Here is a 14,186-nt window from a genome sequence, read left to right as displayed (position 1 = left end):
ATGACGGCCGTACCCGAAGGCGATGTCGTCCTGTCGGCGCTGGGGCGGACGGGCACGCGGGTGGACCGCGCCGGGACCGGCCGGCTCGACCTGGAGGGCCCGCAGGTGCTGTGGCTGGTCGCCGCCGGCGCGCTGGACCTGTTCGCGGTGGACGCCGGGCAGCAGGGCCACTGGCACCACCTGGGCCGGCTGGAGGCGGGCGCACTGCTGCTCGGCCCGGTCGCCGGCCCCCGGCACACCCTGGTGGCCCGCCCGCTGCGCGACTGCGTGGTCCACCGGATCGCCCTGCGGGAGCTGTACCAGCCGGCGGACACCCGGGCCTGGTCCTGTGACGAGTACGGCAACCCCTCGCACGTACCGCCCGCGTCGAGCCCGCTGGAGTACGCCCTCGCCCTCGGCGTCGGCCGCGGACTGGCCGTCCTCTTCCAGGCGCCGACGGCCGACGGGCGGCCCGCGGAGGACGGGGCCGCCGCGGCGCGGGCGCGGGCGGGCGCGCGGGACGACGACGACGTGTTCTGGATGCAGGTGCCGCCCGGCAGTGTCCGGTACGGCTCGCTGTACGGGGCGGAGGCCGCCGCCGACCTGCTGATGGACCCGGCCCTGTGGCAGTCCGTGGTCGACCAGCAGTACCGCCTGCTGACCGCCCTGGACCGCTGGATCGAGCAGTTGGAGGACACCCACGAGACCCGCACGGCCGCCGGCATCAAGGCCGGTGAGGCGGTGCGCGCGCAGGCCGACCGGACCCTGCTGGCGTCGATCGGCCAGAAGGCGGGGCCGCGCGCGACGGCCGCCGACGCGGACGCCACGTTCGCCGCCTGCCGGCTGGTCGCGCGGGCGGCCGGCATCGCCCTGGTGGAGCCCGCCCGGACGGGCGCCGGCGACGACCGTCTCGACCCGGTCGAGCGGATCGCGCTGGCCTCCCGCGTACGCACCCGCGCCGTGCGGCTGGACCGCCGCTGGTGGCGCGACGACGTCGGCCCGCTGGTCGGCCACCGGATGCTGTCGGGGGCGCCGGTCGCCCTGCTGTGGCGGCGCGGCGGCTACGTCGCCGTCCATCCCGCGACCGGCCGCGAGACACCGGTGGAGAAGGCCAACGCGGCCGAGTTCGCACCGCGGGCCGTCATGTTCTACCGCCCGCTGCCCGAGGGGCGGCTCGGTCCGCTGGGACTGCTGCGGTTCAGCATCCGGGGCACCGGCCGCGACCTGACGAACCTGCTGCTCAGCGGGCTCGTCACGGTGGCGGTCGGCGCGCTGGTGCCCATCGCCACCGGCAAGGTGCTCGGCGAGTACGTGCCGAGGGCCCAGCAGGGGCCGATCGGCCAGGCGTGCCTCGCCGTGCTGGTCGGCGGCGTGGTCGCGGCGGTGTTCATGCTGCTGCAGAACATGACGATCCTGCGGCTGGAGGGCCGCATCGAGGCCACGCTCCAGCCGGCCGTGTGGGACCGGCTGCTGCGGCTGCCGACGAGGTTCTTCGCCGAACGCTCCACGGGTGAGCTGGCGAGCGCGGCCATGGGCGTCAGCGCGATCCGCCGGCTGCTGGCGGGCCTCGGCCCGTCGGTCGTCCAGTCCGTCACCGTCGGCGCCGTGAACCTGGGCCTGCTGCTCTGGTACAGCGTCCCGCTGGCACTGGCCGCGATCGGCATGCTCACCGTCGTCGCCGCCGTGTTCCTGGGGCTCGGGCTGTGGCAGGTGCGCTGGCAGCGCAGGCTGGTCACGCTCTCCAACAAGCTGAACAACCAGGCGTTCCAGACCCTGCGGGGCCTGCCGAAGCTGCGGATCGCGGCCGCCGAGAACTACGCCTACGCCGCCTGGGCCGGCCGGTTCGCCCGCAGCCGCGAACTCCAGCAGCGGCTCGGCCGGATCAAGAACCTCAGCACCGTGCTCGGCGCGGTCCACCTGCCGCTGTGCTCGCTGCTGATGTTCGTGCTGCTGGCCGGTCCGGCGCGCGGCGCGCTGTCGGCGGCGGACTTCCTCACCTTCCACACGTCGATGACGATGCTCCTCACCTCGGTGACCTCGCTGACCGGCGCGTTCGTGTCGGCGGTGGCCGCGCTGCCGCTGTTCGAGGAGATCCGGCCGGTGCTGGAGGCCACCCCGGAGGTGCGGGCGACCGGCGCCCGGCCGGGTCCGCTGTCCGGCGCGGTGGAGGCCCGCCGGCTGTCGTTCCGCTACTCCGACGACGGCCCCCTGGTCCTGGACGACGTCTCCTTCGAGGTGCGGCCGGGCGAGTTCGTGGCGATCGTCGGCCCCAGCGGCTGCGGCAAGTCCACCCTGCTGCGCCTGCTGATCGGCTTCGACCGCCCGGTCTCGGGCAGCGTGCTGTACGACGGGCAGGACCTGGCGGCCCTCGACCAGTCGGCCGTGCGCCGGCAGTGCGGGGTGGTGCTCCAGCACGCCCAGCCGTTCACCGGCTCGATCCTGGACGTCATCTGCGGCACCGGTTCGTACACGCCCGAGGAGGCGATGGCGGCGGCCGCGATGGCGGGGCTCGCGCAGGACATCGAGCGGATGCCGATGGGGCTGCACACGATCGTCTCGGGCAGCGGCTCGGTCTCGGGCGGTCAGCGCCAGCGGCTGATGATCGCCCAGGCGCTGATCCGGCGGCCGCGGATCCTCTTCCTCGACGAGGCGACCAGCGCCCTGGACAACGAGACCCAGCGCACGGTCATCGACAGCACCCGGGGGCTCGACGCCACCCGTGTCGTCATCGCCCACCGTCTGTCGACGGTGCTGGACGCCGACCGGGTCGTGGTCATGGAGGACGGCAAGGTCGTCGAGGAGGGGCCGCCGTCCCGGCTGCTCGCCGACACCGGCGGCCGGCTGCGCGAACTGGTGCGGCGGCAGCTGGCCTGAGGCGGCGGCACCCGCCGTCGGGCCGCCCGGTCCCCGGCGCCCGCGGCGTCCGTGTGAGGAAGTCGGCAGCCGCGGCGTGACGTAGGGGGCGGCTGTGCCGGGTACTCGCCCGGCCATGAGAATCAGCGTGCTGGACGTGGGGTCCCACACCGTGCGGCTGGTGGTGGCGGACGCGCAGGACGGCGTGCCGCTGCCGGTGCACACGGCGAAGTGGCGGCTGCGGCTGTCCGAACGGGTCGAGCCGGGCGAACCCATACCCGACGAGGCGATCGAGCGCCTGGGCGACGCGGTCGCCGCCGCGAACCGTACGGCGGCCCACTGGGGCGCGACGAGCCCGCTGGCCTTCGCGACGGCCATGGTGCGCAACGCACCGAACCGGCGGGAGGTGCTGCACGCGGTCACCGCGCGCGGCGGTGTCCCGCTGTGCACCCTGCCGGGCGAGGTGGAGGCCGAGCTGACGTTCCTCGGGGCGCGGCGCTGGATGGGCTGGCGGGTGGGGCCGCTCGCGCTGATGGACATCGGCGGCGGCTCCTTCGAGGTGGCGTTCGGGCGGGGCCGGCTGCCGGACTTCGTGGCGTCGCTGCCGCTGGGGGCCGGACGGCTGACCCACGAGTTCTTCGCGGACGAGGACCCGCCGCCCCCGCACCGGGTGCGCGAGCTGCGCCGCAAGGTCCGCCACCAGCTGCGGGACGTGGCCGCCCGGATCCGCTGGGAGGGGCCGCGCACCGCGGTGGTCACCTCCCGTACGTTCCAGCAGCTGGCCCGGTTGTGCGGGGCGCCGCCCGGCCGCCACGGCCCGTTCGTCGCCCGCACGCTGAACTCCGCCGATCTGGGCGAGGCGGTGGTCCGGCTGGCGCGGCTGCCGGTCGCGGCCCGTGCCGAGCTGCCCGGCATCTCCGCGCCGCGCGCCGCGCAGAGCCTGGCCGGGGCGGTCGTCGGGCACACGGCGATGAAGCTGACCGGCCTCAAAACGGTCACCGTCTGCCCGTGGGCGATCCGCGAGGGCGTCCTGCTGCGGCACATCGAGGACGGCCCGTCCTGGTGGGCAAAGGTGATCCGGCTCTCGGAGGAGCCGGCGCCCTCGGAGCCGGTGCCCGTGCCCGTGCCCGTGGAGCCGGTGCCCTTGCGGGTCGCGGCCGCCGCCGCGAACTGAACGAAACCGGCCGGGCACCGTGCGGAAGCGCGGTGCCCGGCATCGAGAGGAAGGGAGCCGTCCATGTCGAAGGACGCCGAGCACCCCGGGGACCGGCCCGGGCCCGAGGAGCGGGACAGCGGCAAGGACCGGCGGGACCCGCCCCGGACCGCGCTCGAAGAGGTGCTGCGGGAGATAGAGGAGGCCGAGCGCCGCGCCGACGAGGAGCGGGAGAACCGCCGCGGCCGGGGTGAGGCCGGCGAGGCCATCACCCCGAACCCCCGCGCCCAGGAGGATTCCCGCGGGGACTGACGACACCGTGGGGCCGAAGCCGCCGGACGACGCCCCGGCGCGGGTCCGGGACCCGGCCCCGGAAGGCCGCAAGGCCGCAAGGCCGGCCTGGCGGCTCGACCGGCGGCTTCGGCCGACGGGCTCGACCAGGGGCGACCCGACGGGGTCGGCGCGGCACCTCGACCGGACGGACGCCCGACGGGGGCCCACCCGACCGACTCGACCGGCGGGCCCGGTGGCGGGCCCGGTCGGCGGGCCCGGTGGCAGGCCAGGTCGGCGGGCCCGGTCGGCAGGCCAGGTCGGCAGGCCCGGTGGCAGGCCCGGTCGGCAGGCCCGGTGGCAGGCCCGGTGGCAGGCCCGGTGGCGGCTCAGCCGGGCGGTGCCCCCGGGGCCGCCCGGCGAGCGCCCGCGTGACCCGGCCAGGTGGGCGCCCGTCGCCCGCCCCGTGCAGTGCGACCGGTCCCGGCCCCGCCGGTCGTCGAGGTGGTCGGGGCCGGCTCCGGGGCCCGGGCTCCCGCGGTGCCGAACACCCCTCCGGGCTCGCTCGACTCCGGCGGGTGACCGGCGGCCAGGGGGGTACCCGGCGCCCATGGCACACGAAGGACCACGGCTGCCCGCCGCCCGCGGCCCCCTCTCCGCGGCTGTCCGGGAGTACCTGCTGGGCGCGGGCCCCCTGCCGCCCGCCGGGGCGCCGACGGGCACGCCCGCGTACGGTGACGACCTCCAGCTGGCCCTCTACCTCTGCTACGAGCTGCACTACCGCGGCTTCGCCGGGGTGAGCGCCGACCTGGAGTGGGACCCCGACCTGCTGCGGCTGCGCGCCGCGCTCGAACACCGCTTCCTGACCGCCCTGCGCGCCGACACTCCGGTTCACGACACCGTCGAGGACGCGCTCGCGGAACTGCTGGTCGAGCCGGTGGACGGCAGCGGTGTCTCCCACTTCCTGCGCGACGAGGGCGAGTTGTGGCAGCTGCGCGAGTACGCGGCCCAGCGTTCCCTCTACCACCTCAAGGAGGCCGACCCGCACGCCTGGGTGCTGCCGAGGCTGTGGGGGCGCGCCAAGGCGGGGATGGCGGCGGTGGAGTTCGACGAGTACGGCGGCGGCCACCCCGACCGGGTGCACGCGCGGTTGTTCGCGGACCTGATGGCGGACCTCGGCCTGGACACCACGTACGGCCGCTACCTGGACGCGGCGTGCGCCGAGACGCTGGCCACGGTCAACGTCATGTCGCTGCTCGGCCTGCACCGCGGTCTGCGCGGCGCGCTGGTCGGTCACTTCGCGACGGTGGAGATCACCTCCTCTCCGGGTTCCCGGCGGCTCGCGGAGGCGATGCGCCGCGCGGACGCCGGTCCGGCCGCCGTGCACTTCTACGACGAGCACGTCGAGGCCGACGCGGTGCACGAGCAGGTCGTACGGCACGACGTGATCGGCGGTCTGCTGGAGGAGGAGCCGCATCTCGCCGCCGACGTGGCGTTCGGCGTCGGCGTCACCACCTTGCTGGAGGACCGGCTGGCGGCACGGCTGCTCGCCTCCTGGCGCGCCGGCCGTTCCTCGCTGCGCACGCCCCTGCATTCCGAAATAGCTCATATTTCTTGATTGCCGGGGTACTCGGCGGCCGTGAATCCGCTGGTGCTTCCGGGCGTGTACGCCCCTCAGGAGGACACCGACCTGCTGGCCGGGGCGTTGTCCGAAGAACCTCTGTCGCCGGGTGCCGACGTCCTCGACGTCGGCACCGGCTCCGGCGCACTGGCCCTGGAGGCCGCGCGGCTCGGGACCCGCGTGACCGCCGTCGACGTGTCCCGGCGAGCGGTGTACGCCGCCCGCTGGAACGCGCGGCGGGCCGGGCTGCCGGTGCGCGTACTGCGCGGGAACCTCTTCGAACCGGTGCGCGACCGGACCTTCGACCTGGTCCTGGCCAACCCGCCGTACGTGCCCGCTCCGGCCGGCGGCCGCGCGCCGCGCGGACCGGCCCGCGCCTGGGACGCGGGCGGCGACGGCCGGCTGGTGCTGGACCGGATCTGCCGCGAGGTGCCGGGGCTGCTGCGGCCGGGCGGGGTGCTGCTGCTGGTGCACTCCGCGCTGAGCGATCCGGACCGGACCGTCCGGCATCTGCGCGCGGCGGACCTGAAGGCGTCCGTGACGCGCAGGCGCCGCATTCCGTTCGGGCCGGTCCTGCGCTCGCGGGAGGAGTGGCTGCGGCGGCGGGGCCTGCTGTCCGGTGACGAGGACAACGAGGAACTGGTGGTGGTCCGTGCCGAACTCCCCCGCTGACCGGCCGTGTCGGCTCCGTGTGCAGCGCAAGGGGCCCCTGCTCGTCGAGGGGCCCGTCGAGGTGGAACTGGAGGACGGTTCCACGGTCGTCTCCGACCGTTTCCGGGTCGCCCTGTGCACCTGCCGGCGCAGCCGCCGTTACCCGTGGTGCGACACGAGTCACCGCGACCGGGCCTGATCGGGACGAAGGACCCCGGTCCGCTCCGCGGTGCTTCGCACCCATGTGCCAGGGGCCGGCGGGCGGCCCCACTCCGCCCGGCCGGCCCCTGGTCGCGGGATCGCCGTGGTTGTCCGTGTCAGTGGCTCGCACTCCCCACGTCACGAGCCGTTCGCATTGCCCACGGAGCCACGCGACCCCGGTCTCAGAACGCGAAGAGGACGCTCCCGGAGGAGTTCTTCACGCATTCGTTGGAGAAGGTGCGCTCGTAGGAGACGCGCTTGCCCTGCCACACGCCGTCGACGGTGACGACCACCGGGTCGTACTCCCTGGTGCACCAGGCGTCACCCGGGTCGGCCAGCACCTCGAGGTCGCCGGCCGTCGCCCGCAGTTCGGCGCAGGCCGGGGCGGGGGCGGGGTGGCTGCCGGAGGGTCCCGGCGCACAGGTGAGGGTGACGGCACGGGCCGGGTTGACGGCGGCGGCGCTCTCTCCGTGGCCGAGGGTCAGCACCAGGGCCGACGGGGCGTAGAGCGAGGCCGGGGCGGCCGGGGCGGCGAGCGCGGACCCGGTGAGGGGTCCGCAGACTGCGGTGGCCGTGAGGCCGAGGGTCGCTGCCCAGCGCGCGGTGTTCCGCATTGTGTGCATCCTTCCGCTCGTTTCGAGGGTGTGCCGGTCCGGCTCGGTCGGTGCCGAACGCGACGAGCGCGAGTCTGCCGACTCCGCGGCCGGAACTCACATCGACCCCACGGGTTTCAGTAACCTTGCGTGTTGAATCAGTGGCGCGAAGTAACGGAATTCGAACGTTCCAACCGTCCGGGTAAGCGCTTCATGATCCCTTCACCGGCCGGGGTGTCCGGTTTCCGTAGGCTCGTCAATCGTCCGGAAACGTTCCCCGCGGACCGGCGCGCCTCCTCCGCGAGGCGGCGGCCGCCGGCCCCCGGGCCCTGTCCGGCGCCCTCCGAGCCGTCGTCCGCCCCTCTCGTACCGGCCGGTATGGTCGCCGTGGAGCGCGGCTCGACGACGAGAGGCGGGGCGTACGGATGGCCAGGCACTGGGCGGACTTCCAGTACGAGATCTATCTGAACGGCATGACGGGCGCGGTGCCCCGGCTGCCCACCGACCTGGGCCGGCTGGAGGAGCTGACCGAACGGCGGCTCGGTCCCGGACCGGTGGGCTACGTGGCGGGCAGCGCGGGTGACGGCAGCACCGCCCGTGCCAACCGGGCGGCCCTGGAGCGCCGTCGGATCGTGCCGCGGATGCTGCGGGACGTGGCCGAGCGCGATCTGTCGGTGGAGGTGTTCGGGCGCTCGCTGCCCGCGCCGGTGGCGCTGGCGCCGGTGGGCGTGCTGTCGATCGTGCATCCGGAGGCCGAGCCGGCGGCGGCGCGGGCCGCCGCCGCGCAGGGCGTGCCGTTCGTCCTGTCCTCGGCGTCGAGCACGCCGATGGAGGAGGTCGCGGCCGCGATGGGGGACGCCGAGCGCTGGTTCCAGCTGTACTGGTCCAAGGACCGTGAGGTGGTGCGGAGTTTCCTGGGCCGGGCGCGGGCGGCGGGTTTCTCGGTGCTGGTCGTCACCCTGGACACTCCGCTGCTCGCCTGGCGGCCGCGGGACCTCGACCGGGCGTACCTGCCGTTCCTGCACGGGGTGGGCACCGCCAACTACTTCACCGATCCGGCCTTCCGGGCGGGTCTGGCCAAGCCGGTGCGGGAGGACCCGAACGCGGCGGTGACACACTTCGTGAACCTGTTCGCGGACCCCGGCAGGACCTGGCCGGACCTGGCGTTCCTGCGGGAGCACTGGGACGGGCCCATCGTGCTGAAGGGCGTGCTGCACCCGGACGACGCCCGGCTGGCCGCCGACGCCGGCATGGACGGCGTGGTGGTCTCCAACCACGGCGGTCGGCAGGTGGCGGGTGCGGTCGCCGCCGCCGACGCGCTGCCGCGGGTCGCGGCGGCGGTCGGCGACCGGTTGGACGTGCTGTTCGACAGCGGGGTGCGCGGCGGCGCCGACGTGTTCAAGGCGCTCGCGCTCGGCGCCCGGGCGGTGCTCCTGGGCCGGCCGTACGTCTACGGCCTCGGTCTGGACGGACAGTCCGGCGTGGAGCACGTGATCCGGTGCCTGCTCGCCGAACTGGACCTCACGCTGGCCCTGTCCGGTCACGCCGGCCCGGCGACCGTCGGCCCGGCGGACCTGGAGGAGAGCGCCGGGTGACGGCCGGGGGTCCGGGCCGAGGTCCGGCGGGCACGTCGCTCAGGCGGTGCCGTCCGGCAGTTCGACGGGCCGTGCCGCGGGCTGCCCGGTGCCGGTGATCGACAGCGAGCCGGTGGCGGCGGGGACCGCGTCGGTCTGCCAGCGCTGCCCGTCGGAGCGGTCGCGGACCTTGACGACGACGTCCGCACCGGGGTCCGTGCCGGCCGGGGCGAGGGCGAGGGAGTCGCTCCAGCGGGGCAGCAACTCCCCCCGCGGCGTGAGGTCGTAGCGGACGTCGTCGGCGCGCGGGGCGTCGGCGCCCGTGCACGCCTCCAGGATGACGACGCCGGCGTCCGCGTGGGAGTCCACGCACAGCTGCGGCTCGGCCAGGCTGCGCAGTTGTCCGTCCTCCTCGTACGACCACTGCTGGGACCGGTCGCCCGAGCAGTCCGCCAGCTCCAGGGCGGCGCCCGCCCTCGCCTCGCCCCGGACGTCCAGGCACAGGTCGGCGGCGAGGTCGCGCAGCCGGGTCTGCCGCGGGGCGCCGGGGAGTTGGGCGGCGTCGGGGCCCGAGGGGACCGTGGGGGCGGCCCGGGACCCGGCGTCGGAGGAGGCGGTGCCGCCGACCGGGGAGGCGGCCGGGTCGGCGGTGCCGTCGTCGGTCCACAGGCCGGCGGCGAGCAGGGTGGTGAGCAGACCGGCCCCGGCGAGGCCGACGCCCGTGACCAGGGCTCGTGGGGAACGCGGGCCGGCGCCGGGTTCGCGGCGGCCGGACCCGGGGGTGCGGGTGAACAGTGCTGCGGCGCGGCGCGTGCCGCGGGGGCGGCCGCCGCGGTGCCGGGCGGAGCCGCGCAGGCGCACGGGCTGCCGGTCGGCGCGGCCGGGCCGGGACTCGACGTAGCGGCGGGCTCCCCAGCCCAGGACCGCCTCGGCGAGCAGGATCCCCAGGTCGCCCTCGAAGTGACCGAGTTGTTCCGCCGCGGCGCGGCAGTAGCGGCAGGCGTCCAGGTGCCGGCGGACGTCCGGCAGGAGGTCGCCGCCGCGGCCTATGGGGACGTCGAGGAGACGGTTGTAGAACCGGCATTCCTTGCCGGGCGCGAGGTCCCGGTGGGCGCGGACGCAGCCTTCGCGCAGTTTGTCCCGGGCCTGTTCGTGGACGGCGGTCACGGTGTCGGTGTCCATGCCGAGCAGGCCGGCGGCGACGGTGACGCGTTCGGCCTCGACCTCGGTGTGCCAGAGCACGCAGCGGGCGACCGGGGGCAGGCCCTCGAAGGCGCGTTGCGTGAGCAGCCGGTTCTCGGGGGTCAGGGAGCCGGCGGCCTTCATCCCCCGGGCGCCGGCCGGCTTGCCGAGGTCGGGCAGGGCTCCGGAGAGCGCCTCGTCGGCGGCCCACCGGCGGACGGTGTCGCGCACGGTGAGCAGGAGGCGGGGGCGCAGCGCGGTGCCGGGCTCGCCCAGCTTCAGCCGGTCGAGGACCTGGTGGAAGGCGGCGGTGGTGACCATGGAGGCGACGCCGGTGGACGAGGCGAGGCAGATCACCGCGTAGTCGTGCACCGGCTGCCAGTGCCGCGCGATGAGCATCGCGACGGACCGGGCCACCTCGTCGTCCGTCCCCCCGCGGGTCCCCGCGGCGAGGGACTCGTCGGATTCCCCGGGTCCCGGGCCGGGCGGGGGGTAGGGCGGGCGAGGGGGCTGGGGGGTGAGCACGGTGCGGCTTCCTTCGGTACGTACCTGTCCGGCGCGGCGGGAGCACGTGTTCGCCTCCGCCGGCGAACACGGGACACCCGGTCCCGGCCCCCGCACGAGTGGCTCACCTTCGCACAACCGAGTCGCGCGCAACAAGCCGCCGGAGGTTCCCGGCCACTGTTGAAAAGATGTCGACAGGAGGCGCCCGTTGCATCCCGCTTTCGCCGGTTCCGGCTGTCCCGGTGCGCCGCCCGCTTTCACCGGTCGCGGCTCTCCCCTCCCCCGGCCGGCGCGTCCTCCCGGGTCCCGTGCCACCGCGCGCCCCGTGCGAAGCGCGCGCACGCGGCGGTGCGGCGGACACGTCCCCGGCGTGCGCGGCGCGTGGTGGACCGGGAGCGGCCCTTCCTCGGAGGCCACGCGCGGGACGGCGGCTCTCCTCGCGCGAAACGGCCGCCGGCCCTGTTCCTCCCGCCCTCGGCCGGCGGGTCCGGGAAGGCCCCTCCCTCAGATCTGCCAGGACCGCAGCCGGTCGGCCGCGCCGTAGACGTCGGTCCTGCCGTCGATCAGGTCGCGGGTCAGGTCGACGAGGGCGCCGTAGGGCGGGTCGATGCCGACGCCGCTGACGAACATGTAGGCCACCGCCGTCGCGCTGGCGAAGCGGGCGTTGGCCGAGGGCAGGGGCTTGAGCAGCGCGAGGGTGTGCAGCAGCGCGGCGGCCCGCCAGGCCGGGTCGGAGTCCACGCCGAGCCGCGGCGGGTCGACCCGGTGGCGGGCGACGGCGGCGACGAGGGCGGAGAAGTCGTTGATGGTCGGCTGGTCCGGGAGGACCTCTTCGTGGCGCTGGAGCAGCCAGGGCACGTCGATGTGGATGACTGGGGTCATCGGTCAGGCGACCCGCCCCTCGCCCCTGACGGGCGCCTCGTCGTCGGGGAACGCCGCGGCGAACTCGTCGGCGTGGGTGGCGAAGAACCTGCGGAAGGCCTCCGCCCCCTCCTGGAGCGCCCGGTGCCTGGCTATGTCGGCGGCGGCGGCCTCCCGGACGAGCGCCTTCATCGACGTACCGCGTTCCTTGGCGATCTGCCGCAGGTCCTCCAGCTCGCGATCGCTGAATTCCACATTGAGGGCTGGCATGTCCTTCACGGTACCGCTCGGGTACTGACGCGTAAATATCCCCTGGTCGAACCAATGGGAAGGCGGTACCGAACGGTGTCCGAGCGATCCTGTCACCGGTCTTTTCCGGGCAGGCTCGGACACCGTTCGGTCGCACGCGGTCGGTCCGCGGCCTCTCTCGCCGGCCGCTATCCCTGGTCGGCTCTCGCCGCCCGCTATCCCTGGTCGGCCACGAAGGAGGCCATCCGGGCCAGGGCCGCGTTCCAGTTGATCGCCGTCTCGTTCGTCGACCAGGACTGGATGTCGTCGATGTAGCAGAACTGCCCGACGCAGCCCCCCAGTTTCGCCTGGGCGAGAGGGTCCTGGATGCTGGAGTTCGGACCGCCCGCGAGCGTGCCGTCCGGGGGGCTCGGCAGCTTGGGGTCGAGCTGGTGGGCGTACCAGCGGCTGTGCTGCTGGTGGGCGGCGACATCGCCGTAGCCGGTGACGTAGGAGATGTTCAGCGCGTTGCGGCCGAGGATGTTGTCCATCGCCTGGACGGCTCCGTCGCGGTACTTCGAGGCGCCGGTGATGTCGTAGGCGGTGGCGACGACCACGGCGTTGTTGAGGACCTGGTGGGCGGAGCCCCAGTCGTAGCGGTTGTCCTCCGGCGCGTACGGCATCCCGTACGCCTGGCCGCGCAGCGTCGCCAGGTAGGCGTCCGCGCCCTTGACGACCGAGCGGCGCACCGCGTCGCGGCCGGGCAGGCGGCTGGGGACGGTCGCGAGGTCGAGGCGGGCCGCGGCGGCGGTCCTCGACCAGTCGAAGCCCCGGGGGACGAAGATGTCGGCCGTGTGCACCGGGGAGTTCAGGACGTGGTCGGCGAACTGCCGCTCACCGGTGGTGAGGTACAGCTCCGCGGCCGCCCAGTAGAACTCGTCGGTGACGTCGTCGTCGTTGTAGGCGCCGCCGCCGGTGCCGTCGGCCGGGTCCGCGTACACGGCGGGGTGGGCGAGGGCGGCCGCATAGGCCTTGCGGGCGGCGGTCAGCGCGCGGGCGGCGAAGGCCTTGTCGTAGGGCTTGTACAGGCGGGCCGCCTGGGCGGCGGTCGCGGCCAGGTTCAGGGTCGCGGCGGTGGTGGGCGGGTGCAGTTCGCGCTTCTGCGGGTCGTCGGCCGGCAGCAGCGGCAGGCCGGTCCACTGCTCGTCGTGGACCTTGTGGTGTGCCATGCCGGCCAGCGGCCGGCCGTCCGGCACCTGCATCCTCAGCAGGAACTCCAGTTCCCAGCGGGCCTCGTCGAGGACGTCCGGCACCTTGTTGCCGCTCTCGGGGAGCGCGAGGGTGCCGTCGCCGAGCTTCGCCGGGTCGCCGGTGCGGGCCGTCAGGGCGCGTTCGTGGGTGCTGAGCAGCTCCCAGGTGGCGATGCCGCCGTTCACGACGTACTTGCCGTGGTCGCCGGCGTCGTACCAGCCGCCGGAGACGTCCAGCGTGTAGTCGCACACGCCCGGCTGGCACGGCACCACGGTGTCGCCCTGGTTGGGGGCGACGCCGAGGTGACCGGCGGCCCTGCCGTAGCCGGGCCGCAGGTCGTCGCGGATCGCGATGCCGCTGCGCTGCGGGTAGTAGTACTTGACGGCGTCCAGGCGGAGCCGTTCGTAGGCGGCCGTGCCGATGTCGAAGGGGTGGCTGGTCTCGCCGTCGACGACCAGCGTGAAGCCGGTGCCGCGGGTGCGGTAGGCGCCGAAGTCGACGGAGTGGACGTTCTGCCCGGAGGAGGCGTCGAGGCCGCGCGGCACGGTCCAGCCGCGTGCGACGGTCGCCCCGGCGGCGTTCCTCAGCTGCCAGGGCAGCTTCCCGGTGGCGTCGGTGACGAGGGTGGCGTTCTTCGGGCCGGCGGGCAGATAGGCGACCTGGTTGACGCGCACCCGCGGCCCGGTGTCCGGCTCGTACACCTCCGGCGGCACTCCGCCCAGCAGGGACACGTCGTCGAGGCAGAACCGCCACGGATCGGCGCTGCCGCCGACCTGGAAGGCCACCTGGCCCTCGGCGGAGTCGACCTGCGAGGTGAAGGTGTAGGAGTACGACCCGGCCGACTCGCCCAGCACCGGGCTCGCCTCCTGCCAGGTGTCGTACGGCGCGACGGCCTGGCCGACGATCGCCCGCACCACGTGCCCCTCGGGCACGCCGGACGCCTTGAAGGAGAACCGGTAGGTCTCCCCCGCGACCAGGGTGATGCCGCCCTGCCCGACGGCGGAGTCCCAGCGGTTGACGGTGCCGCCCGGCACGTCCGCGCACAGCCGGCCCTCCGACGGGGCGGCGGTGACGTTGCTGGACCACCACGCGTCGGCGCCTGCGTCGAAGGCGCCGTTCTTGATCTGCTCGACCTCCTCGGCCCCGGCCTGCGGCACGGGCAGCGCGGTGAGGGCCGCGCCCAGCAGGGCCGCCAGGGACAGCAGGGTGGTTCTGCGTCGTTTCACGTCCGGGCTCCTCCGGGAAGGGCGGCAACGCTCCGCAAC

Annotated in this window: 12 protein-coding genes; 7 read left to right on the top strand and 5 right to left on the bottom strand. The window is 75.0% G+C overall.

Annotated elements, in window-relative coordinates:
• From ACH4N1_RS19865 to ACH4N1_RS19840, 6 genes are all read left to right on the top strand, one after another.
• Positions 1-2,853, top strand: a complete 2,853-nt coding sequence (locus ACH4N1_RS19865) for an NHLP bacteriocin export ABC transporter permease/ATPase subunit (protein WP_398098681.1) — start codon at positions 1-3, stop codon at positions 2,851-2,853.
• A 115-nt stretch (positions 2,854-2,968) separates the two neighbouring features.
• Entirely contained in the window at positions 2,969-4,006 is a 1,038-nt protein-coding gene (locus tag ACH4N1_RS19860) for a Ppx/GppA family phosphatase (protein WP_398098679.1), read from the top strand.
• A gap of 63 nt (positions 4,007-4,069) precedes the next feature.
• Positions 4,070-4,297: a hypothetical protein gene (locus ACH4N1_RS19855; RefSeq protein ID WP_398098677.1), complete on the top strand. Its 228-nt coding sequence runs from the start codon at positions 4,070-4,072 to the stop codon at positions 4,295-4,297.
• A 568-nt stretch (positions 4,298-4,865) separates the two neighbouring features.
• On the top strand, positions 4,866-5,873 hold the full coding sequence (locus tag ACH4N1_RS19850) for an iron-containing redox enzyme family protein (protein ID WP_398098675.1): 1,008 nt from the start codon (positions 4,866-4,868) through the stop codon (positions 5,871-5,873).
• Between the two features lie 45 nt (positions 5,874-5,918).
• Positions 5,919-6,548, top strand: coding sequence for a HemK2/MTQ2 family protein methyltransferase (locus ACH4N1_RS19845; protein WP_398098673.1), 630 nt, complete (start codon positions 5,919-5,921; stop codon positions 6,546-6,548).
• Positions 6,529-6,726: a CDGSH iron-sulfur domain-containing protein gene (locus tag ACH4N1_RS19840; RefSeq protein WP_363088029.1), complete on the top strand. Its 198-nt coding sequence runs from the start codon at positions 6,529-6,531 to the stop codon at positions 6,724-6,726. Before ACH4N1_RS19845 ends, ACH4N1_RS19840 begins: the two co-directional genes overlap by 20 nt.
• A gap of 184 nt (positions 6,727-6,910) precedes the next feature.
• Here ACH4N1_RS19840 and ACH4N1_RS19835 read toward each other — a convergent pair whose 3' ends face one another.
• Positions 6,911-7,342 (bottom strand): protease inhibitor, encoded by a 432-nt coding sequence (locus ACH4N1_RS19835; RefSeq protein WP_398098672.1) that lies wholly within the window; start codon positions 7,340-7,342, stop codon positions 6,911-6,913.
• A gap of 404 nt (positions 7,343-7,746) precedes the next feature.
• On the opposite strand from ACH4N1_RS19835, the gene ACH4N1_RS19830 reads away from it, so the two are divergent.
• Positions 7,747-8,916 (top strand): lactate 2-monooxygenase, encoded by a 1,170-nt coding sequence (locus ACH4N1_RS19830; protein WP_398098670.1) that lies wholly within the window; start codon positions 7,747-7,749, stop codon positions 8,914-8,916.
• Between the two features lie 39 nt (positions 8,917-8,955).
• On the opposite strand, the gene ACH4N1_RS19825 is transcribed toward ACH4N1_RS19830, so the two are convergent.
• The 4 genes from ACH4N1_RS19825 to ACH4N1_RS19810 all read right to left on the bottom strand — a co-directional run bounded on the left by ACH4N1_RS19825 (position 8,956) and on the right by ACH4N1_RS19810 (position 14,147).
• Positions 8,956-10,602: an RICIN domain-containing protein gene (locus tag ACH4N1_RS19825; protein ID WP_398098668.1), complete on the bottom strand. Its 1,647-nt coding sequence runs from the start codon at positions 10,600-10,602 to the stop codon at positions 8,956-8,958.
• Between the two features lie 483 nt (positions 10,603-11,085).
• Entirely contained in the window at positions 11,086-11,463 is a 378-nt protein-coding gene (locus tag ACH4N1_RS19820; protein ID WP_398098666.1) for a toxin Doc, read from the bottom strand.
• 3 nt (positions 11,464-11,466) lie between these two features.
• Positions 11,467-11,712, bottom strand: coding sequence for a hypothetical protein (locus ACH4N1_RS19815; RefSeq protein WP_363088026.1), 246 nt, complete (start codon positions 11,710-11,712; stop codon positions 11,467-11,469).
• 194 nt (positions 11,713-11,906) lie between these two features.
• Positions 11,907-14,147 carry a glycoside hydrolase family 9 protein gene (locus ACH4N1_RS19810; protein WP_398098664.1) on the bottom strand — a complete coding sequence of 747 codons (2,241 nt, stop codon included), beginning with the start codon at positions 14,145-14,147 and terminating at the stop codon, positions 11,907-11,909.
• Positions 14,148-14,186 lie beyond the last annotated feature (39 nt).

The sequence above is a fragment of the Streptomyces sp. NPDC017202 genome, from assembly GCF_044331705.1.
In the GTDB taxonomy this organism is placed as follows: domain Bacteria; phylum Actinomycetota; class Actinomycetes; order Streptomycetales; family Streptomycetaceae; genus Streptomyces.
This window is presented reverse-complemented; position numbering and strand designations above follow the sequence as displayed.